Annotated in this window: 20 protein-coding genes; 16 read left to right on the forward strand and 4 right to left on the reverse strand. The window is 52.4% G+C overall.

The window, feature by feature from the left end; genetic code table 11:
* The first annotated feature begins 1 nt into the window (after position 1).
* From nudB to ruvB, 5 genes are all read left to right on the forward strand, one after another.
* A complete protein-coding gene (nudB, locus tag ACMGEE_RS00300) occupies positions 2–436 on the forward strand; it encodes a dihydroneopterin triphosphate diphosphatase (RefSeq protein ID WP_253460715.1) in 435 nt (144 codons plus the stop codon).
* Positions 437–614: 178 nt separating this feature from the next.
* Positions 615–1358 (forward strand): YebC/PmpR family DNA-binding transcriptional regulator, encoded by a 744-nt coding sequence (locus tag ACMGEE_RS00305; protein ID WP_436829456.1) that lies wholly within the window; start codon positions 615–617, stop codon positions 1356–1358.
* A 34-nt stretch (positions 1359–1392) separates the two neighbouring features.
* Positions 1393–1917, forward strand: coding sequence for a crossover junction endodeoxyribonuclease RuvC (gene ruvC / locus ACMGEE_RS00310; protein ID WP_253460721.1), 525 nt, complete (start codon positions 1393–1395; stop codon positions 1915–1917).
* Positions 1918–1990: 73 nt separating this feature from the next.
* Entirely contained in the window at positions 1991–2608 is a 618-nt protein-coding gene (ruvA, locus tag ACMGEE_RS00315) for a Holliday junction branch migration protein RuvA (RefSeq protein ID WP_125287914.1), read from the forward strand.
* Between the two features lie 8 nt (positions 2609–2616).
* The gene (gene ruvB / locus ACMGEE_RS00320) at positions 2617–3621 is read left to right on the forward strand and encodes a Holliday junction branch migration DNA helicase RuvB (protein WP_125287913.1); all 1005 of its coding nucleotides are present in this window, start codon (positions 2617–2619) and stop codon (positions 3619–3621) included.
* Between the two features lie 54 nt (positions 3622–3675).
* Here ruvB and znuB read toward each other — a convergent pair whose 3' ends face one another.
* Together znuB and znuC are read right to left on the reverse strand one after the other, a co-directional pair.
* Positions 3676–4461 carry a zinc ABC transporter permease subunit ZnuB gene (znuB, locus tag ACMGEE_RS00325; protein WP_301729442.1) on the reverse strand — a complete coding sequence of 262 codons (786 nt, stop codon included), beginning with the start codon at positions 4459–4461 and terminating at the stop codon, positions 3676–3678.
* Positions 4458–5210, reverse strand: coding sequence for a zinc ABC transporter ATP-binding protein ZnuC (gene znuC, locus ACMGEE_RS00330; protein WP_253460726.1), 753 nt, complete (start codon positions 5208–5210; stop codon positions 4458–4460). The genes znuB and znuC overlap by 4 nt, the downstream gene beginning before the upstream one ends.
* Before the next feature lie 77 nt (positions 5211–5287).
* On the opposite strand from znuC, the gene znuA reads away from it, so the two are divergent.
* The 3 genes from znuA (at position 5288) to lpxM (ending at position 8676) form a co-directional block, all read left to right on the forward strand.
* A complete protein-coding gene (gene znuA, locus ACMGEE_RS00335) occupies positions 5288–6235 on the forward strand; it encodes a zinc ABC transporter substrate-binding protein ZnuA (protein ID WP_436829457.1) in 948 nt (315 codons plus the stop codon).
* A 12-nt stretch (positions 6236–6247) separates the two neighbouring features.
* Positions 6248–7579, forward strand: a complete 1332-nt coding sequence (gene mepM, locus ACMGEE_RS00340; RefSeq protein ID WP_253460731.1) for a murein DD-endopeptidase MepM — start codon at positions 6248–6250, stop codon at positions 7577–7579.
* 128 nt (positions 7580–7707) lie between these two features.
* Entirely contained in the window at positions 7708–8676 is a 969-nt protein-coding gene (gene lpxM, locus ACMGEE_RS00345; RefSeq protein WP_301729443.1) for a lauroyl-Kdo(2)-lipid IV(A) myristoyltransferase, read from the forward strand.
* Positions 8677–8705: 29 nt separating this feature from the next.
* Here lpxM and ACMGEE_RS00350 read toward each other — a convergent pair whose 3' ends face one another.
* Together ACMGEE_RS00350 and pyk are read right to left on the reverse strand one after the other, a co-directional pair.
* Positions 8706–9935, reverse strand: a complete 1230-nt coding sequence (locus tag ACMGEE_RS00350) for an MFS transporter (RefSeq protein WP_301252212.1) — start codon at positions 9933–9935, stop codon at positions 8706–8708.
* A gap of 151 nt (positions 9936–10086) precedes the next feature.
* Positions 10087–11529, reverse strand: coding sequence for a pyruvate kinase (gene pyk, locus ACMGEE_RS00355; protein WP_125287906.1), 1443 nt, complete (start codon positions 11527–11529; stop codon positions 10087–10089).
* Between the two features lie 660 nt (positions 11530–12189).
* Here pyk and ACMGEE_RS00360 point away from each other — a divergent pair.
* From ACMGEE_RS00360 to ACMGEE_RS00395, 8 genes are all read left to right on the forward strand, one after another.
* Positions 12190–13020 (forward strand): hypothetical protein, encoded by an 831-nt coding sequence (locus ACMGEE_RS00360; RefSeq protein WP_253460740.1) that lies wholly within the window; start codon positions 12190–12192, stop codon positions 13018–13020.
* Positions 13021–13024: 4 nt separating this feature from the next.
* Positions 13025–13750 carry a 2OG-Fe dioxygenase family protein gene (locus ACMGEE_RS00365; protein WP_301252192.1) on the forward strand — a complete coding sequence of 242 codons (726 nt, stop codon included), beginning with the start codon at positions 13025–13027 and terminating at the stop codon, positions 13748–13750.
* Positions 13734–14465, forward strand: a complete 732-nt coding sequence (locus ACMGEE_RS00370) for an SDR family NAD(P)-dependent oxidoreductase (protein ID WP_253460746.1) — start codon at positions 13734–13736, stop codon at positions 14463–14465. Before ACMGEE_RS00365 ends, ACMGEE_RS00370 begins: the two co-directional genes overlap by 17 nt.
* Before the next feature lie 46 nt (positions 14466–14511).
* Positions 14512–15495: a TauD/TfdA family dioxygenase gene (locus ACMGEE_RS00375; RefSeq protein ID WP_253460749.1), complete on the forward strand. Its 984-nt coding sequence runs from the start codon at positions 14512–14514 to the stop codon at positions 15493–15495.
* Positions 15496–15499: 4 nt separating this feature from the next.
* On the forward strand, positions 15500–15847 hold the full coding sequence (locus ACMGEE_RS00380; RefSeq protein ID WP_253460752.1) for a hypothetical protein: 348 nt from the start codon (positions 15500–15502) through the stop codon (positions 15845–15847).
* Positions 15848–16048: 201 nt separating this feature from the next.
* On the forward strand, positions 16049–17233 hold the full coding sequence (locus ACMGEE_RS00385) for an aminotransferase-like domain-containing protein (protein ID WP_253460755.1): 1185 nt from the start codon (positions 16049–16051) through the stop codon (positions 17231–17233).
* Positions 17234–17390: 157 nt separating this feature from the next.
* Positions 17391–18659 carry an ATP-grasp domain-containing protein gene (locus ACMGEE_RS00390; RefSeq protein ID WP_253460758.1) on the forward strand — a complete coding sequence of 423 codons (1269 nt, stop codon included), beginning with the start codon at positions 17391–17393 and terminating at the stop codon, positions 18657–18659.
* Positions 18660–18677: 18 nt separating this feature from the next.
* Complete coding sequence (locus tag ACMGEE_RS00395; RefSeq protein ID WP_253460762.1) at positions 18678–19901, forward strand: MFS transporter; 1224 nt, start codon at positions 18678–18680, stop codon at positions 19899–19901.
* The last annotated feature ends 337 nt before the right edge of the window (positions 19902–20238 follow it).

Genomic DNA, 20238 nt, shown 5'->3' on the forward strand with positions numbered 1-20238 from the left:
GATGGCTTTCAAGCGGCCCGTATCGGTTCTGGTGGTGATCTTCGCCCGCGATACCGGGCGGGTGCTGATGCTGCAACGGCGCGACGATCCGGATTTCTGGCAATCCGTTACCGGCAGTCAGGAAGAGGGCGAAAGCCTGGCGGAAACCGCGCGGCGGGAAGTGCTGGAAGAAACAGGGATTGATATCAACGCCGGGCAGCTCACATTAGTGGACTGCCGGCGTCGGATAGAATTCGAAATCTTTGCGCATTTTCGCCACCGCTACGCGCCGGAGGTCACGCATAACAGCGAACACTGGTTTTATCTGGCGCTGCCTGCCGAACAGCCGGTCACGCTAAGCGAGCATCTGGCCTGGCGCTGGATGGCGGCCGCAGAAGGCGCGGCGCTGTGCAAGTCCTGGAGCAACCGCCAGGCCATTGAAGAATTTGTAGTTTAGCTCCCTGGCTTCTGGCTAATGGCCGGGTAAAGGGATGGAATTAGTTAAATGTTCAGGCTTTTATCGGCGCGGTGAGTTTGTTCGCTGCCGGCATGCGTCCGTGAGGACTGCGGACACTGCCAGCGGACAACATCACGCGCAGGATAGCCTGTCCGATCTATATCTGGAGAAAGAGTTAATGGCTGGTCACAGTAAATGGGCTAACACCAAGCACCGTAAAGCGGCTCAGGATGCCAAACGCGGTAAAATTTTCACCAAAATTATCCGCGAGCTGGTTACGGCAGCTAAGCTGGGCGGCGGCGATCCGGGTTCTAACCCGCGCCTGCGCGCGGCAATGGATAAGGCGCTGTCCAACAACATGACGCGCGATACCATGAACCGTGCTATCGCGCGCGGCGTGGGCGGCGAAGACGACAGCAACATGGAAACCATCATCTATGAAGGCTATGGTCCTGGCGGCACGGCGGTGATGGTGGAATGCCTGAGCGACAACCGCAACCGTACCGTTTCCGAAGTGCGTCACGCCTTCACCAAAACCGGTGGCAACCTGGGCACCGACGGCTCCGTGGCCTATCTGTTTACCCGCAAAGGCGTGATCTCTTTCGCTCCGGGTCTGGAAGAAGACACCCTGATGGATGCCGCGCTGGAAGCGGGTGCGGACGACGTGGTGACCTATGACGACGGCGCGATGGATGTCTTTACCGCGTGGGAATCGCTGGGCGAAGTGAAAGACGCGCTGGCCGCAGAGGGCCTTACTGCCGACAGCGCCGAAGTCACCATGATCCCTTCCACCAAAGCGGATATGGATGCGGAAACGGCGCCGAAGCTGCTACGCCTGATCGATATGCTGGAAGATTGCGACGACGTGCAGGAAGTTTACCATAACGGCGAGATCTCCGACGAGGTCGCGGCAACGCTGTAATGGCGCACTTCACGCAACGGCCGGGAGAGGCGTAATGGCGATCATTTTAGGTATCGATCCCGGCTCGCGGATAACCGGCTACGGTATTATCCGTCAGGTAGGTCGCCAGTTGACCTACCTGGGCAGCGGCTGCATCCGCACCAATTCGACCGATCTGCCGTCCCGCCTGAAGCTGATTTATGCGGGCGTCAGCGAGATCATTACCCAGTTTCAGCCGGAATACTTCGCCATTGAGCAGGTCTTTATGGCGAAAAACGCCGATTCGGCGCTGAAGCTGGGCCAGGCTCGCGGCGCGGCCATCGTGGCGGCGGTCAATCACGATCTGCCGGTGTTCGAATACGCGGCGCGTCAGGTCAAGCAAACCGTGGTCGGCATCGGCAGCGCAGAGAAAAGCCAGGTGCAGCATATGGTGAAAACGCTGCTGAAGCTCTCCGCCAGCCCGCAGGCGGATGCGGCAGATGCGCTGGCTATCGCCATCACCCACTGCCATCTCAGCCAGAATATTAACCGGCTGGGCGAAGGCAAACTCAACCTGGCGCGCGGTCGCCTGCGTTCCTGATAAGCTGGATATCTATCCAGCTTTTTTTATGATATAAATCCCCGCATTAACACATTTCTGAAGGAAGCTTACGGTGATAGGTCGTCTGAGAGGCAAGATTCTGGAAAAACAGCCGCCGCTGGTGCTGTTGGAAGTCGGCGGCGTGGGTTATGAAGTGCATATGCCGATGACCTGTTTTTATGAGCTTCCCGAGCTGGATCACGAAGCAACGCTGTTCACCCACTTTGTGGTGCGCGAGGACGCGCAGCTGCTGTTCGGTTTCAACAGCCGTCAGGAGAGAGCGCTGTTTCGCGAGCTGATCAAGGTTAACGGCGTTGGGCCAAAGCTGGCGCTGGCGATCCTGTCCGGCATGTCGGCGCAGCAGTTTGTTACGGCCGTAGAGCGCGAAGAGATCGCCTCGCTGGTGAAGCTGCCGGGCGTGGGCAAAAAGACCGCCGAGCGTCTGGTGGTCGAAATGAAAGACCGCTTTAAAGGGATGCATGGCGACCTGTTTGCCGCCGATGCGCCTTTCGCGCTGACCAGCGAAGTGCAGGCGCCTGCCGCAGGCAACAGCGCGGAAGAGGAAGCCGTTGCCGCACTGGTGTCGCTGGGGTATAAACCTCAGGAAGCCAGCCGGATGATCGGCAAAGTCGGCCGCCCGGATGCAGATTGTGAAACGCTGATCCGTGAAGCCCTGCGCGCAGCTATTTGAGGTAAAGCATGATTGAAGCCGATCGCCTGGTATCGCCGGGAACCTTCAGCGAAGAAGAAGTCATTGATCGCGCCATCCGGCCGAAGCTGCTGGAAGAGTATGTCGGCCAGCCGGTAGTGCGCGAGCAGATGGAGATTTTTATCCAGGCCGCCAAAATGCGCGGCGACGCGCTGGATCATCTGCTGGTCTTCGGCCCGCCGGGGCTGGGGAAAACCACGCTGGCCGGGATCGTCGCCAACGAGCTGGGCGTCAACCTGCGCACCACCTCCGGGCCGGTGCTGGAGAAAGCGGGCGACCTGGCCGCCATGCTGACCAACCTTGAACCGCACGACGTGCTCTTTATCGATGAGATCCATCGTCTTTCGCCGGTGGTGGAAGAGGTGCTTTATCCGGCGATGGAAGACTATCAGCTGGATATTATGATCGGTGAAGGCCCGGCCGCGCGCTCCATCAAACTGGATCTGCCGCCGTTTACCCTGATTGGCGCGACGACGCGGGCCGGCTCGCTAACGTCGCCGCTGCGTGACCGTTTCGGTATCGTGCAGCGTCTGGAGTTTTATCAGGTGAAAGACCTTCAGCATATCGTCGGCCGCAGCGCCAGCTGTCTGGGCCTGCCGCTGAGCGAAGAGGGCGCGCTGGAAATCGCCCGCCGCTCGCGCGGCACGCCGCGTATCGCCAACCGTCTGCTGCGCCGCGTCAGGGATTTCTCCGAGGTCAAAGCGCAGGGCAGCCTGAGCGGCGACGTGGCCGCCAGAGCGCTGGATATGCTGAACGTGGACACGGAAGGCTTCGATTATATGGACCGCAAGCTGCTGCTGGCGATCATCGATAAGTTTACCGGCGGCCCGGTCGGGCTGGACAACCTGGCGGCGGCGATCGGCGAAGAGCGCGAAACCATTGAGGACGTGCTGGAGCCTTATCTGATCCAGCAGGGCTTTATTCAGCGCACGCCGCGCGGCCGGATGGCGACGCAGCATGCCTATAAGCACTTCGGCATCACGCGGGAAGAGTAAGCCATAAAAAAACCGGTCAGCGACGACCGGTTTTTTCTTTCCCTGACGGACGTTTCAGACCGCCGGTTTTTTTACCATGCTGAGCATAAACATCAGCGACGCGCCCAGCACCACCGACGGCCCGGCCGGCGTATCGTAAAAGGCGGAGAAGGTCAGGCCGGCAGTCACCGCCAGAATCCCCACCAGCACCGCGACCCCAGCCATCTGCTCCGGCGAGCGCGCAAACCGTCGTGCCGTTGCGGCAGGAATGATCAGCAGCGAGGTGATAATCAACGCGCCGACGAACTTCATCGCCACGCCGATGGTCAGCGCCGTTACCAGCATCAACACCATCTTAGTCCGCTGGATATTGACGCCGTCTACCTGGGCCAGCTCCGGGCTGATGGTCATGGAAAGCAGCGAGCGCCAGTTAGCCGCCAGCACCGCCAGCACCACGACCACGCCAGCGGCGATGGTATAAAGATCGGTCGGCGTTACGGCCAGCAGATCGCCGAACAGATAGGCCATCAGATCCACCCGCACGCCGGACATCAGGCTGACCACCACCAGGCCCAGCGACAGCGCGCTGTGCGCCATAATGCCCAGCAGCGTATCGATAGCCAGATGCGGCCGACGCTCCAGCCAGACCAGCAGCAGCGCCAGCAGCAGCGTAACGGCGATCACCGCATAAAACGGGCTGACGTTCAGCAACAGTCCAAAAGCCACGCCAAGCAGTGAAGCGTGCGCCAGCGTATCGCCAAAATAGGACATGCGGCGCCAGACCACAAACGAGCCGAGCGGGCCAGCCGCCAGCGCCAGAAAGAAACCCGCCAGCCAGCCGGGCAGCAACAGTTCAATCACTTGGTTTGTCCTCTGCGTAAAACGATACGTCCCTGAAGGTCGTGACGATGGTTATGCTGATGGCGATAGATAGCCAGCTGCTCGGCGCCGCGCGGGCCAAACATAGAGATAAATTCCGGATGCTGAGAGACCGCCTCCGGCGTACCGGAACAGCAGATATGCTGATTCAGGCACAGCACCTCGTCGGTCTTTGCCATTACCAGATGCAAATCATGGGAAACCATCAGCACGCCACAGTTCAGCTCGCGCCGTAGCTGATCGATCAGATCGTAAAGCGCCACCTGGCCGTTCACGTCAACGCCCTGCGTCGGCTCGTCCAGCACCAGCAGCTGCGGCTGGTTGAGCAGGGCGCGGGCCAGCAGCACGCGCTGCATTTCCCCGCCGGAGAGCTTTTGCAGCGGCGCGTCCACCAGCTGTGCGGCCTGCACCCTTTTCAGCGCGGGCAGGATATCGCCGCGCTTGACGCCGCCGCGCAGCAGCATAAAGCGCTCGACGGTCAGCGGCAGCGTAGCGTCCAGATGAATTTTTTGCGGCACGTAGCCAATACGCAGCTGTTCGTGGCGCACCACGCTGCCTCGCGTTGGCGAAATCAGTCCCAGTACCACGCGCACCAGCGTAGACTTACCGGCACCGTTAGGCCCGAGCAGCGTTAATATTTTGCCCGGCTCCAGCGTCAGCGAAACGTTAGAAAGCACGGCGCGCTGACCAAAGCTGACGGAAATTTTTTCAAGGCTAATCAGTGAGGTCATAGTGATTACGGGTTGCAGAAGTTATCGAATGTTATAATATCACAATTCTTCGACCTGTCACGATGGACTGAATCATTATGTTACATAAAACCAAGCCCTTGTTAACGCTGCTTTCTGCCCTGGGATTTGCCGCTTCGCTGACCTCTACCGCCCAGGCTGCGGTAGTGGCCTCTGTTAAACCGTTGGGCTTTATCGCTGCCGCTATTGCCTATGGCGTTACGCCGGTGGAAATTTTACTGCCGGATGGGGCTTCAGAGCATGATTACGCGCTGCGTCCTTCGGACATTAAACGCCTGCAGAGCGCGGATCTTGTGGTCTGGATCGGGCCGGAAATGGAGGCTTTCTTGCCGAAGGCGGTCGCCGCGCTGCCCGCGCAAAAAAACCTCGAACTGGCTGAGTTAACGGCGGTTAAACCCCTGCTGGTTCGTGGGGCGGATGACGATGCGCACGAGCATGAGGAGGGCGCTGAAGCAGCGGATGAACATGCCCATGCGCACCACCACGGCGAATATAATATGCACTTGTGGATGTCCCCGGAAATCGCAAGGCAATCTGCGGTTGCAATCCATGCAAAATTATTGGAACTTATGCCGCAGAGCAGAGACAAACTAGACGCGAACCTGCAGCATTTTGAGGCAGAATTGGCCACGGCTGATACGCAAATAGCCGCTCAGCTTGAGCCGGTAAAAGGGAAGGGTTATTTCGTTTTTCACGATGCTTACACCTACTTTGAAAAACATTTCGGTCTGACTCCTGCGGGTCATTTTACCGTCAACCCTGAAATCCAGCCCGGCGCTCAGCGTTTACATCAAATTCGAACAGAGTTGGTTGAGCAAAAGGCCGTCTGCGTCTTTGCTGAGCCACAATTCAGGCCGGCCGTGATCGATGCTGTTGCCAGAGGAACCAAAGTGCGTACAGGAACGCTGGATCCGCTGGGAACGGACATCACTCCGGGAAGAGACAGCTATGTGAAATTCCTCTCACAGCTGTCCAGCCAGTACGCGAGCTGCCTGAAAGGAGCTTAGAGGAACTAATACGTGCAGCAAATTGCCCGCGCTGTCGCTATGGCGTTTAATACATTGCCGCGAACCCACCGCGTTATGCTGGGTTCGCTCACCGTTGTTACGCTGGCCGTCTCCGTATGGCGGCCTTTCGTTTACCATCCCACCGTCAGCGGTGAAAATCCGATCGTCAAAAGCATAGAGCTGGATAAAGAGCAGCTGCGTACGCTGTTGCCGGAAGCCAGCGAGCCAATCGATCAGGATATGCCTTCGCCTGATGACGACGTGCCGAAAGATGAGATAGACCAGGATGTGCCCAGCGAAACCGGCACGCATGATTACGTGGTGTCATCGGGAGATACGTTAAGCAGCGTTCTTAATCAGTATGGCATCGATATGGGAGATATCAACCAGCTGGTCAAGGTGGATAAGGATCTGCGTAACCTGCAAATTGGTCAGCAGCTTTCCTGGACGTTAACCGACGACGGCCAGCTGCAGCGGCTGACCTGGGAAGCGTCGCGCCGCGAAACCCGCACCTACGATCGTTCCGGCAACACCTTTAAATCCTCCGCTGCGGTTCAGCAGGGCGAGTGGCAAAACAACGTGCTCTCCGGCACGGTGGAGGGCAGTTTCGTGACCAGCGCGCGAAACGCCGGGCTGAGCAGCGGCGAAATCAGCGCCGTGATCAAAGCGTTGCAGTGGCAGATGGACTTCCGTAAGTTGCGTAACGGCGACCGTTTCTCCGTGCTGATGTCGCGCGAGATGATGGATGGCAAGAGCCAGCAGAGCCGCCTTGCCGGCGTTCGTCTGCAAACCGGCGGCAAAGACTACTATGCGATTCGCGCTGCCGACGGCAAATTCTACGATCGCAGCGGCGCCGGACTGGCGCACGGCTTTATGCGCTTCCCGACGGCCAGACAGTATCGCGTGTCGTCCAACTTCAACCCGCATCGCCTGAATCCGGTGACCGGTCGTGTCGCGCCGCATAAGGGCGTGGACTTCGCTATCCCGCTGGGCACGCCGGTGCTGGCGGTAGGCGACGGTGAAGTGATCGTGGCGAAACGCAGCGGCGGCGCGGGCAACTATGTTGCCATTCGTCATGGCCGTCAGTATATGACGCGCTATATGCATATGAAAAAGCTGCTGGTGAAGCCAGGCGATAAAGTGAAGCGCGGCGAGCGCGTTGGTTTGAGCGGCAATACCGGTCGCTCAACGGGGCCGCATCTGCACTTTGAAGTCTGGATCAACAACCAGGCCGTCAATCCGCTTACGGCGAAGCTGCCGCGTATGGAAGGGCTGACCGGTAAAGACCGCAGCGATTATCTGGCGCAGGTTCGCGAAGTCACGCCACAGCTGCGCTTTAAGTAAGCATTAACTTTCCCGCGAAAAAAGCCGACGCTTTAGCCGTCGGCTTTTCTTTATGGGTAAAATGAGGCGGGCATTGCAAAATTGTGCGTCGGCACTATCATTAGCCGCTCAGAATTTGAGGCGAGTGCATGGAAAACAAGAAAAGCAATAATGAATTTATTCCCACCTTTCGGAAATCCTTTCTGCTGCCGCGCTATTGGGGAAGCTGGCTGGCGATTGGGCTTTGCGCCGGCATGGCCTGGCTCCCGGCAAAAATGCGGGATCCGTTACTGGGCGCGCTGGGGCGCTTCGCCGGAAAATACGCGAAGAGCGCGCGACGTCGTGCGCAAATCAATTTGTTTTACTGTATGCCTGAGGTAGCAGAAGCCGATCGCGAAAAAATCATTGATGAAATGTTCGCCACGGCGCCGCAGTCTATAGTGATGATGGCCGAGCTGGCTCTGCGTCCGGCCCATGCAGTGCAGCGTATCACCTGGCATAATAAAGAAATTATTGAGCAGATTGGCGCGCAAAATCAGAACATCATCTTTCTGGTACCGCACGGCTGGGCAGTGGATATCCCGGCAATGGCGCTGGCTTCGGAAGGGCATAAAATGGCGGCCATGTTCCATCACCAGCGGAACCCGGTAATGGACTATATCTGGAACGCGGTGCGCCGCCGTTTTGGCGGCCGTATGCACTCCCGGGATAACGGCATCAAGCCGTTTATCAGCTCGGTGCGCCAGGGATACTGTGGCTATTACTTGCCGGATGAGGATCATGGCGCAGAGCACAGCGAATTCGTGGATTTCTTCGCCACCTACAAGGCCACGCTGCCTGCGTTAGGCAGGCTGATGAAGGTCTGCCGTGCCCGCGTGGTGCCGCTGTTCCCGGTTTACAACAGCAAAACGCATCGGCTGGATATCTATTTGCGCTCGCCAATGGACGATCTGCTGGCAGCGGATGATAAAACGCTGGCGCGCAGAATGAATGAGGAAGTGGAGCTTCTGGTGCGGCCTAATCCTGAGCAGTACGCCTGGATTTTGAAGCTGCTGAAGACCCGCAAAGAGGGTGAGACTGAGCCTTACCGCCGCAAAGATCTTTTCCCTAAAAAATAAAAAAAGCCCCGCCGTCTGGCGGGGCTTTTTTACTGTGCCAGCGCTATCCGTCGGTTACGCTCGCGCAGAAAGGCTTTCACCAGCCAGAACCAGAGCAGTCCGCAGGCCAGATTGACCAGGCTGAACCAGAAGCTGCCGCCGCTGAAATAGGCGCTTTTCACCGCTTCGATCCCTAACGTAAAGACCAGAATACTCACCATGCCCAGCATCGCGGCGACGCTGCCTTTGCCCGACGAGCTGGAAAACAGCGTCAGGCGGTACAGGCCGGCGTTAACCAGCCCCGTGCCAAAACCGTACAGGCTCAGGCCTGCGGTAAGCCAGAGGTAGCTGTGGGCGTTCAGCGCGCTGGCAAGCGTTGCTACCGCCAGGCCAATCAGGATCGGCCACGCGGCCAGCTTCAGCGGCTGCTCAATCGGTACGCGGCCGGACAGGCGGCCCAGGGTCAGATTGCCGATAATCATCGCCACAAACACCGGCAGCTGGAGCAGCGCGTAGGTCATACGGGAAAGATGCTCGTCATGGATCAGGATCACCGGCGACAGCGCTACCCAGCCCAGGCAGGGAATACTGACCAGGCCGATAGCCAGCGAACCGCTCATCACCTGGCGATCCCGCACCAGGCCGAGATAGCCTTTGGCCAGCGACTTAACTGAAACGGAGGTGCTGCGGTCGCCCGCGGTTTCCGGCATCGTTCGCCACAGGCCGACCAGCGCCACCGCGCTGACGGCGCCGAACAGCCAGAACATCGTGCGCCATTCGCCCACCGAGAGAAAGGCGGCACCGGCCAGCGGGCCTGCCAACGGTGCCAGTAGCGCTACGTTAGCCATCAGCGCCATCATTTTCACGCTCAGGGCTTCGTTAAAGGCTTCCTGGATGGCGGCATAGCCGACCGCGCCAATAAAACAGAGGCTGGTGCCCTGCAGGAAGCGCATCAGAATAAACTGCCCGACGGAGCCGACCCAATGCGTCCCCACGCAGGCCAGGGTAAAAAAGGCCACGCCTGCCAGCATCACCGGCCTGCGGCCAAGCTTGTCGGAAAGCGGCCCCAGCAGCCATTGCAGCACGATGCCGCCGGCCAGATAGGCGGTTAGCGAGGCGGAAACCCATTCCGGGCCGACGCCGAACTCGTTGGTCACCAGCAGCATTCCGGGCTGGATCATGTCATGGGCGATATAGCTGGCGAACTCAAACAGCACCAGCGAAAGGGGAAAAATCAAATGGCGACGAGTAATGGCCGTCACCGGAACAAAAGCGGGCATTAAGGCTCCTTCCAGAGTAAACAGGATCTAAATCGCGACAGCATACGGGAGTTGTATGACGGGCGGATAAAAAGTTGCTGAAAAAATAGCGGAAAAGGGAACAGCAGGGTGGAAAAAGTTATCGGGCGCGAAGGCCCGATAACCGTAAGCGTTATTCTACCCGCAGCACGCGGCTGGTATTGGTGGTGCCGGTGGTGCTCATAACGTCGCCCTGGGTGACGATGACCAGATCGCCAGACATCAGGAAGCCTTTATCACGCAGCAGATTAATCGCATCATGCGCCGCAACCACGCCGTCATTGTTGCTGTCGAAATAGACCGGCGTCACGCCGCGATATAGCGCGGTGAGGTTTAACGTGTGCTCATGGCGCGACATCGCAAAAATCGGCAGGCCGGAAGTGATGCGTGAGGTCATCAGCGCGGTGCGGCCGGACTCCGTCATGGTGATAATCGCGGTAACGCCCTGAAGATGGTTGGCGGCGTACATCGCGGACATGGCGATGGCCTCTTCGATATTGTCGAACTGCACGTCCAGACGGTGCTTGGAGACGTTGATACTCGGGATTTTCTCCGCGCCAAGGCAGACCTTAGCCATGGCTGTGACGGTTTCCGCCGGATACTGGCCCGCTGCGGTTTCCGCCGACAGCATAACGGCATCGGTTCCGTCCAGCACGGCATTCGCCACGTCCATAACTTCTGCGCGCGTCGGCATAGGATTGGTGATCATCGACTCCATCATTTGGGTTGCGGTGATAACCGAACGGTTCAGCTGGCGAGCGCGGCGGATCAGCGCTTTCTGGATGCCGACCAGTTCCGGATCGCCAATTTCAACGCCCAAATCGCCCCTGGCGACCATCACCACGTCCGACGCCAGGATAATGTCATCCATGGCTTCCTGCGACGCTACGGCTTCCGCACGTTCAACTTTAGAAACGATTTTCGCCTCGCAGCCTGCTTCGCGAGCCAGACGGCGAGCGTAATTCAGATCTTCGCCGCAGCGTGGGAAGGAGACGGCCAGATAATCCACGTCGATTTTAGCGGCGGTGATAATGTCCGCTTTATCTTTTTCCGTCAGCGCGTCGGCAGACAGCCCGCCGCCCAGCTTATTGATGCCTTTATTATTGGAAAGCGGGCCGCCGACGGTGACTTCGGTAAAGACTTTCATGCCCTGGACTTCCAGTACTTTCAACTGTACGCGGCCGTCGTCCAGCAGCAGGATATCGCCCGGCACAACGTCGGCCGGCAGGCCTTTATAGTCGATACCTACCTTTTCTTTATCGCCTTCGCCTTTACTCAGGCTGGCATCCAGCAAAAAGCGGTCGCCCTGGTTAAGGAAGACTTTGCCTTCTTTAAAGGTGGATACGCGAATTTTAGGGCCCTGAAGATCGCCCAGAATGGCCACATGACGGCCCAGCTTTGCCGCAATTGCGCGCACGTTGCTGGCGCGCTGCATATGATCTTCTGGCGTCCCGTGTGAGAAGTTAAGTCGAACCACGTTGGCCCCGGCAGCGATAATTTTTTCGAGATTATTGTCGCGATCGGTAGCCGGACCCAGGGTGGTAACGATCTTGGTTCTTCTTAAACGTCGAGTCATGGGGAGTTCCTTGTGTTTAAAAACCACGGATGAAAGGTCAGGCCGTCACCCGCGGTGCATCTGTGCACATCTATACTGATGAAACAAAGCGGGAACCGTTCTGTTTCTTTTAGTATTGGTTCTGCAGACGGGCGGCAAAGCCCTCAATGGATACAATACTGGGACGCGTGGCTGAAGTCACCACCTTGTCTCCGTCCGCCGCCGCAATTTTAACAGGCAGCGTAATCTCACCAGGCGACCCGGCAGCAAAAAGGGAGCAAAAAGCTTAAGCGATTATTCCGATTCTGAAGAAAAAAACCGCCGAGAAAATGCCTTAAATTAGCCGTGTTTTCCGACAGACTGTAGCCACTCTGTACGCCGCTATTCTCACGGGCGCAGCATTTAATGCCAGAGCGAAGCCGCAAACCAACGGATAGTAGCGACTAATTTATCAACGGTAATCATTCACAACGCTCGCGAAATAATTATCACTTAAGTTTATTATCCACAGAGAGGACTTTCACGCTTAAAACAAAAGTGGAATTTGGTCGCCGATGACAATGCCCAATGAGTAATAATGTTGACGTTAAAAAAACCAGGTGTTAAAACATAACCATATTATAACAATTGATTTATTATTTTGTATCAGGGGAATAACAATAATAACTTTTGTGAGGGTGTATGCCGTTCCAATACTATGAAGACGTTATCGAAGACCTGGACTTATATAAAATATCAAAAATCATCCTGGAAGGAAATGCTGATGGCAGAGTGCTTTATATCATTCGTAATGCGGTAGACCCGGCGGTCTGTGAAAAAATAAAAAGTAATTTTTATGAAATTATGCGGATAAAAGGCAATCACCGCCCGGATGACGGCTTTGTGAAAACAGAACAGATAGGTTCTTCACAATTCCATAAAACCGGAATGGAATACATCAATGCCACCCTGGAGTCGGATGCGGACGTTCTGAATTTATATCAGGGTATGTCTGATGATGTAGTGAGAACGCTTTATATGGATAAACAGCTGGAAAATTTCTTTTCTCAGGAAAAAATTTCTTATCGACCGTCGGCGTTTAAAAGCCATAATGCCAATTTTGCCACCACCAGACGATGGCTGGACAACGGTAATATGTCGTTATGGCCACATGATGACAGCGCCCAGTTAAAATTTGCTGAGCAAGACGGTTATGAAATTGCAGCGGCTAAAAACGTTATTTCTTCCAATCTGTGCGTTTGCGATGCTGCTAACGGCGGGGAACTGAAGGTGTGGAACTGTAGGCCGGATGACAATATCCGTAAAGAATTTGATGTTCTGGACACAGGTTATCCTTATCCATTGGCGTTCGCTGATAGCTTTGAAAGTTTCACAGTGCGTTTAAAACCTGGCGATCTTTATTTTCTCAATGCTTCCTATCTCCATGGCGTGACCAGTTCGGTAGAGAACGAGAGGATCAGCTCCGGTCGCTTTATCGGTTATATCGATAATAAAGTGGTTTGGTGGACGTAGAAAAATGGAAATAGATAATATTGTTCAGGATTTACAAGGGCAGGGTTACGCTAAGTTTAATCTTAAGAACTTCACAGATTTCACCATTGCTGAAGATGAGCTTAAAATTTTAAAGGCTAATTTTGCCGATATGCCTTTGGATACCTATTCTGAAGGAAATCGATTAAGAAATTATATTCAGGTTGCCTGGCAGAACAACGAGGTAACTTATGGAAAGTTTGAACCTTATCAGCAAACTAAAAGATATAATCCCGTAACAGGTGGCGTGGTCAGAGACTATCAAAATATCGGTGCGGAAATCCTCAAAACAGCGCTGTTCAATAAGATAGTGAAAACAGATATCGACATTGTAAAAAATATCGAAGACATGCCGCCCGTTGAAGAGTTAATGATTGGTGTACATCTGTTTCGCTATAACGCGGGAAAAGAACCGGCGTACAGTTCTCCTGCATGGCTACACAAAGATGATGAGGACGTCGTTTTTATGCATCTGGTGGATGTTTCGGAAGATCTTGTCGGCGGAGAAAGCATAATAGCTAAGCATCCTAAGAGGATTGACCGTGTATTAAGGATGAAAAAAACCTTTGATACGTTAGTGGTTAATCATCGCTGTTTTCATGCGGTCACGCCAATGAGTGTGCCAGAGGAATATGACGATAATGCATTTTTGCACAGGGATATCATCCTGGTAACTTTCCAAAAAAGGGAAACGGGTGAAGGTATTGAATGAAAATATAGCAATTGTTACCGGAAGTAATGGCGGTATTGGCAAAGAAATCGTTTACTCCCTGCTCGAGAGGAACTATCAGGTATTCGGACTGGATCTTGAAAACGATATAGTTCGTGATGGCTTTAAATTTATCAGAACGGATTTGATGGACCTGAATGCTCTGAATGAAAATTCATTCAATGACTTACCGTTCGGCGAATACAACCTTCTGATCAACGCTGCCGGTATCAGGGAGATCGTACCCTTGCTGGACCTGAGTCTTGAAAACTGGTCGGCTGTATATGCAATCAATACCACCGCGCCTTTTCTAATTTCGAGAAACTTTTGCAGAAAGCTGGTCGCACAAAACAAAGAGGGAAGTATTGTTAACATTGCTTCTGTAAGCGGGATTCTGGCTGAACCTGACAGAACCGCCTATGTCTCGTCGAAACATGCTTTAATTGGCCTGACAAAACAGTTCGCTCTGGAGTTTGGTCGTCAAGGAATAAGGTGTAACTCAGTATCACCGGCTATTACCCGTACGGGAATGACTGAACACTATTTTCATGAAGAAGCCACCATGAAAAAAATATACAGTGGAATGTATTCAACCCGAACAGGCGAACCCCAGGATATTGCCGCCGTGGTTAATCTGCTCTCCGACAGAAATTCGCAATTTATCAACGGCGCGAATTTTGTTATTGATGGCGGATGGACCTGCGGCAAAGATTTGTAATAGCGGTCTGTTAACAGCTGCGTTAAATAATTACTGGAGAATATCAGTGATCGAAACCGTATGGATTTCATGGGAAGAACAGCAGGGCCTGAAAAGACTGGCTGAAAGTTTTAAAGAGTTTGATGATGAGATGCTTTTTTCCTCGCTCTCAAGTCTGAAAGAACAAGTTAAAAATATCCTTAGCCCGGAGACGTTCGCCGCTCTAATTGGTTTTATGCCTGGTGAAGGAAATATTCTGCGCGTCAACGGTCTGCCTTTTGACTATAACGTTAAAGAGACACCTTATACCGGCTATGTTGATAACGCCGATCTGCCGATAGCCAGCGTCATGCAGTTTGCTGTTTTCGCAGCCTGCGGTATTTTCCCGATATCTTATCTGCGTGAGAACAAAGGGCTCCTGTTCCGTCACGTGGTGCCGACGCGAAAAAGGGCAAAAAGAGTCAGCTCTCACGGCAGCGCATTAACGTTGGATATGCATGTTTCAAATCCGATCCTGCCGATAATCCCGGAGGAAACCAATAATGTATCAGGTTCGCCGGAAATTTTATCTTTCTATGGTATACGCCCGGATCCGGACGTCTTCACAGAAGTCGTGGAGCTGGATGAGGTGTTGCAACAGCTTGAACAACGCGTTATTGACGAGCTATGTGAGAAAAAATACTACTTTCGGATGCCATCGTCATTTAATGGCGATGAGTTGAAAGGGCCGCTAGCTATCCTTGGCATCAAAGACGGGATGTACTACAACAGGACAGATATGGATACGGTTATTCCTGTTGACTATCCTGCGCTGGTCAGCTTAAACATTTTTATGGAAGCCACCAAGAAGGTTAAGCATTATCACCGCCTTCAGCTTCCACCAGGCGATATGTTGCTGTTTAAAAATCAGCGTACCCTGCATTCCCGACAGAAGTTTGTAGCCCGATATAACGGGCTGGATCGCTGGATGGTGCGCCTGTACGGTAGTGCAAACATGGCCCGCCATCACGCGGCAGATGAATCAAAAAGATACCTTGGGTTAACTTATTAATATTATGAAAAATCTTATCATCAGTGATTCAGTCGTCAACCTGAGTAAAATCGATGCGGCGCTGACCGATAACGCTTGCGTAGTGAAAGGTTACTATCCGGAAGAAGCGGATACTTCTCCCTTTGTTGCCATCGGCTCCAGTCTACATGAAGCTGTAGCCGACAGTGAAAATATTGTTATTTCACTCGAGGAAGATAAGTGGGACAACATATTACTGGGATTAGCAGGGATTCTTACCAGAATTTCGGAAGAAACTAAAATTTTCAACTATACCGCCCTCGATCAAGAGAAGTTAAAAATCTATACGCAATTTTTAACCTCAAAAAACCTTGTATTTATAAATAAGGTCTGATTCAGGTAGCCATTTCCCCGGTTTATGTTGCAAAAAAATAGAAGCTAACAAACGCTGCCTGGCTTTGCTGCGGGCGGCTTTTTTACATGGAAAAAAGTAATGATTACCGCGCAATTAGGCTCCTCACATTATTGTAGTTACAGAATTTTAACAGTAAGATAAAACGGCGATTAAAAAAATAATTTTCATTGGGAGTGAGCAATGCTTTCTAAAAAATCCGCTGGTATCAAATCCTCTGCTGTCAGAGAATTGCTGAAATTCAGCAAAATTCCCGGTGTTATATCGCTTGCAGGAGGAATTCCTGCCACCGATCTTATCGATGTTGAAGGTATCGATACCGTTCTCAAAGATATTTTATCTCGTGAGCACAGAGGTTTATTCCAGTATAGCGTTACCGAAGGCGAGGAACACCTGCGTGAGCAGCTTTCTCGCTGGAACAGCGGGCATAATCTGAATGTGGATGCGGAAAGCATTATTATTACTAACGGGTCGCAACAGGCTATCGATCTTTTAAGTCGCGTTTTCCTTGAAAAGGGTGACAAAGTATTTGTTGAACGGCCAACTTATCTGGCGGCGCTGCAAATTTTTGGCTATACCGACGCCACGGTCGTTGAGCTGGAATATGATTCTGAAGGTATTGAACTGAACCTGCTGGAAAAAGAGATGGCGGCAGGCGGGGTGAAAATGGTTTACCTTACGCCAAACTTCGCCAACCCTACCGGTAATACCATCAGTTATGAACAGCGCGTGAAAATCGCTAAGCTGTCGCAACAATACCAGGTGGTTATTATTGAAGACGATCCTTATGGGCATCTGCGCTTCAGCGGTGACCCCGTTCCCTCAATATTTTCTGTCGCGCAAAGTCTGTTCGGTAAAAATCATAACGTCTGCTATATGTCCAGCTTCTCAAAAATCTTCTCACCAGGATTACGATTGGGCTGGCTGGCCGTGCCCGAACATTTCCACATGGCAACGGTTGTCGCCAAGCAGGCATTAGATTTGCATACTTCTACTTTAAATCAAAGCATAGCCGCACATTATATTGAGTCCGGTAGAATCAATGAAAGAGTGGAGATATTAAAGGCCACCTACAAAGACCGACGCGATTACCTGATTGGATCCTTACATGAATATTCAGGCGGCGATATCACGTGGAATACGCCTGATGGGGGAATGTTCCTGTGGTGTCACCTCGCGGAGGGTATCGACGCCTCGCAGCTTTTGCAGGAATGTATTAAAGAAAATGTCGTGTTCGTACCCGGAGAAGTGTTTTTTGCGCGGGATCCGCAAAAAAATTCACTGCGGCTCTCTTATTCCATGCTTACCGCAGAAACGGCGCGGGAAGCAGTGATACGAATTTCCAGGGCGCTGAAAAAAATAAAATAGTCCAATAAGGATCGTTAGCTTTACGGCTAATGGTTCTCGATCGCAGCGCGGCTTTTGCCGCCCTTAATCGTGCCTGCTGTTAATGAACGGGGCAGGTTACGTATGTAAAAAATGCAGCGGCAGACAGTAAAACATAAGATTATTTAGAGGGAAGTTTATGAATAAGCATGGCGATTATATCCTTCTGGTAGGGGCAGAAGTCCCTTTCCGCGAACGTGCCTTTGCCGGCGCTTTACGCGCTTCTGAAGGAATGGATGTTTTTACCGTCAGTAATACTATTTTTTCTCATACGCTTAAATATTTTGATGGCTATATTTGTGCACCCATCTCGGATCATGAGAAAGTTCTACAGGAAGTTATACGGTACGAGGAATTAACCGGAAGAACGCCGAGGGCGGTTATTCCTACCAATGATTTTACCGTAGTTACTGCTGCCTTCGTTGCTAAACATTACGGATTACCCCACAACGATCTCTCCGTTGTCGAAAGATGCAGAGATAAATTTATCATGCGGGAATGTTTGCAAAATGCGGGCCTGCCGGTGCCAAAATATTATCAGGTTGCCAAACTTGACGAGCTACGTAGCGCCGTTGCGCAGACAGGTTATCCGGCCATTATTAAACCACGCCTGATGGCGGGCAGCCTGGGCGTAATAAAAGTTTCTTCGGAAGAAGAGCTGGTGCGCGCTTTCGAAAAAAGCATTGCCGATGTCAAAAGCATCAATGGCGAAGCCAATGCCGACGAAAGTTTATTTATTGTCGAAGAATTTATCGCATATGAGTTTGAAGTCAGTGTGGAAGTCCTGAATACCCCTGATTTTAGCCGTGTTATTGGCGTGACGGATAAATACCTTGGCGCGCCGCCGCATTTCGTTGAACTGGGGCATGTAGTACCTTCCCGATTTACCTCCCATCGCGATCTTATTGAACTTGCTGAAAGAACCTGTCGTACGTTAGGGATTAAATACGGTATTGCTCATTTCGAAGCCAAAGTCAGCGCTAAGGGCGAGATTAAAATTATTGAAGTAGCCGCCAGGACGGGCGGTGATAGCATCATGAGTCTGGTTGAAAAGGTTTATGGCTATAACCCTTATCAGCTGCATGTCTCATCCTATATTAATCCTGAAATGGTTTTCGCTTCCCGCCTCGACTCCGCCAAAGGCATTGCCGCTATTGCTTTTATGAAAGCGGAAACGGGGAGGCTTACGCAGATAAACGTGCCTGCCTCGTTGCCTGAAGAAATCCTGCATCTCAATGTCATGGCCGTACAGGGCCAACAGATTTTTCCGCTGGACTCGTGGCGTAACCGGGAAGGTATTATCGAATTTTTCTGGCCGGGCGAAACGCAAAGTGAAACGCTGTTTACCCGACATCTTGAAATGGCAAAAACGCTTTCAGCGCAAACTTTTATAACGGAATCTGTGTAACAGAGTAAAGGAGTCGTTTTGGGCGCTTTTAATTTTCATAAATTCATCATTAGCAGAGGACTGGGCGCCCTTTGCGATCAGTTTCTGATGTTCGCCGTTCCTTTGGCTATCCTTAAATCAACCGGTTCGACCAGCCTGTCTGCTTTATCATTTGTTATCGAGTGGATACCCCGAGTGCTGTTTTTTCCGATTGCCGGAAGTTTACTGCAGGGGAAAAACTTCAAAAAAATATTTTTGTCGTTAGATGTCTTCAGATGCGCAGCCCTGGCGGCTGCTTTTTTACTGGTTAACATCACCGGCATATTTGCCACGCTGACCACGCTGATGGCCATCATGTCTCTGTGTTACGTCCTGAATTTTGTCTCGATCGAGTCCATTATACCGGCCAATGTTCCACGTGAAGAGTATGCCAGAGTGCATTCCAGGATACAGACGGTAGAGCAATTTTCACAGATCCTTGGGCCAGCCATCGCCATTGTTATTTATAGCCACGCACACGTAAATGGCATTCTTTTGATCTCGGCCGCGCTGTTTTTGCTGTCGGCCGCGAACCTTTTAACATTATCTATTGCCTCGCCTGAATCCGCAGGAGTGACTAAGGTCAAAGATATCCTGCGCTCTAATCGCGAAGCCTTTGTTTATCTTTTCGAAGACAAGAAAATTATTTATCTGTGCACTATGACATGGATTGTCAATATCATTTATGGCGTGGTTTTAGCTATCTCTCCGGCCGTTATCCTTAAGCATTTTAAGCTGGAGTCGGGAGCGTTAGGCCTGATGCAAAGCGTTGCGGCTTTAGCGTCAGTGCTGCTTTTTTACCTTATTCCTCGGTTGACGCTTCGCTTCAGCGTGACGCTGATTGGGCAACTTTCACTGTTAATCATATTAGCGAGCGGCCTGTTTCTTGGACTGGCAGGTAATTATTATGCTTACGTGGCGCTTTATGCGCTTCTGAGCGCCTTTGACGGAGGCTTCAGCGTTTATATCAGAATTATGCGTAGCACGATTATTCCTGCTGCAATTTTGTCCAGGGTAATCGGCGTGGTCGGCATGTTGAATTTGCTTTCTATTCCAGTAGGCGGCCTCGCCGTAAGCCTGCTCTCTGAAAAGACCACGCTGCAGAACATCATTCTACTGGCCTTTGCGCTCTCGTTTGTACTGACCATAGTCCTGCTTTTTGTTGGTCGACTAAAGTTTGGCTATAAAAAATATTTCCCTCAGGTGCCAAAAGAGGCGAGCTGATATTTTGCCATCGCTGATGCTCGCGTTCTGCAAGGGGGAAGGTTTAGCTCTCTTCGCGACATTCTGGATACTGCTGCATGGCGGATTATGAAAAGACTGGCGCAACTTCTGTTGTAACTTTAAACAGTGACAGTGCTTTTTTACTATCTATTTCGTCGATTTCTTTTAAAGGCGAAATCGATGATTTTTTGCTGCGGTAAAAAGCGTTAGTTAACTGTCGTTGAGCTGCTTTTCGCTGATTTTAACGCATTATCCTCGTTATATTCCGTGTGCTTCTGGTCGGAACGCTTAGTAAGCGAGCGGAAATTTTAAGCACAAACTGCCTGTGTATTGGGCG

The organism is Erwinia artemisiae, from assembly GCF_051400835.1.
GTDB lineage: Bacteria > Pseudomonadota > Gammaproteobacteria > Enterobacterales > Enterobacteriaceae > Erwinia > Erwinia aeris.

What these genes read in the sequence shown, in the direction of transcription:
- ruvC (WP_253460721.1), top strand. Translation starts at nt 1,393, where the DNA reads ATGGCGATCATTTTAGGTATCGATCCCGGCTCGCGGATAACCGGCTAC.
- ACMGEE_RS00365 (WP_301252192.1), top strand. Translation starts at nt 13,025, where the DNA reads ATGGAAATAGATAATATTGTTCAGGATTTACAAGGGCAGGGTTACGCT.
- ACMGEE_RS00390 (WP_253460758.1), top strand. Translation starts at nt 17,391, where the DNA reads ATGAATAAGCATGGCGATTATATCCTTCTGGTAGGGGCAGAAGTCCCT.
- znuA (WP_436829457.1), top strand. Translation starts at nt 5,288, where the DNA reads ATGTTACATAAAACCAAGCCCTTGTTAACGCTGCTTTCTGCCCTGGGA.
- ACMGEE_RS00360 (WP_253460740.1), top strand. Translation starts at nt 12,190, where the DNA reads ATGCCGTTCCAATACTATGAAGACGTTATCGAAGACCTGGACTTATAT.
- pyk (WP_125287906.1), bottom strand. Translation starts at nt 11,529, where the DNA reads ATGACTCGACGTTTAAGAAGAACCAAGATCGTTACCACCCTGGGTCCG.
- znuC (WP_253460726.1), bottom strand. Translation starts at nt 5,210, where the DNA reads ATGACCTCACTGATTAGCCTTGAAAAAATTTCCGTCAGCTTTGGTCAG.
- ruvB (WP_125287913.1), top strand. Translation starts at nt 2,617, where the DNA reads ATGATTGAAGCCGATCGCCTGGTATCGCCGGGAACCTTCAGCGAAGAA.
- ACMGEE_RS00350 (WP_301252212.1), bottom strand. Translation starts at nt 9,935, where the DNA reads ATGCCCGCTTTTGTTCCGGTGACGGCCATTACTCGTCGCCATTTGATT.
- nudB (WP_253460715.1), top strand. Translation starts at nt 2, where the DNA reads ATGGCTTTCAAGCGGCCCGTATCGGTTCTGGTGGTGATCTTCGCCCGC.
- ACMGEE_RS00385 (WP_253460755.1), top strand. Translation starts at nt 16,049, where the DNA reads ATGCTTTCTAAAAAATCCGCTGGTATCAAATCCTCTGCTGTCAGAGAA.
- lpxM (WP_301729443.1), top strand. Translation starts at nt 7,708, where the DNA reads ATGGAAAACAAGAAAAGCAATAATGAATTTATTCCCACCTTTCGGAAA.
- ACMGEE_RS00305 (WP_436829456.1), top strand. Translation starts at nt 615, where the DNA reads ATGGCTGGTCACAGTAAATGGGCTAACACCAAGCACCGTAAAGCGGCT.
- ACMGEE_RS00380 (WP_253460752.1), top strand. Translation starts at nt 15,500, where the DNA reads ATGAAAAATCTTATCATCAGTGATTCAGTCGTCAACCTGAGTAAAATC.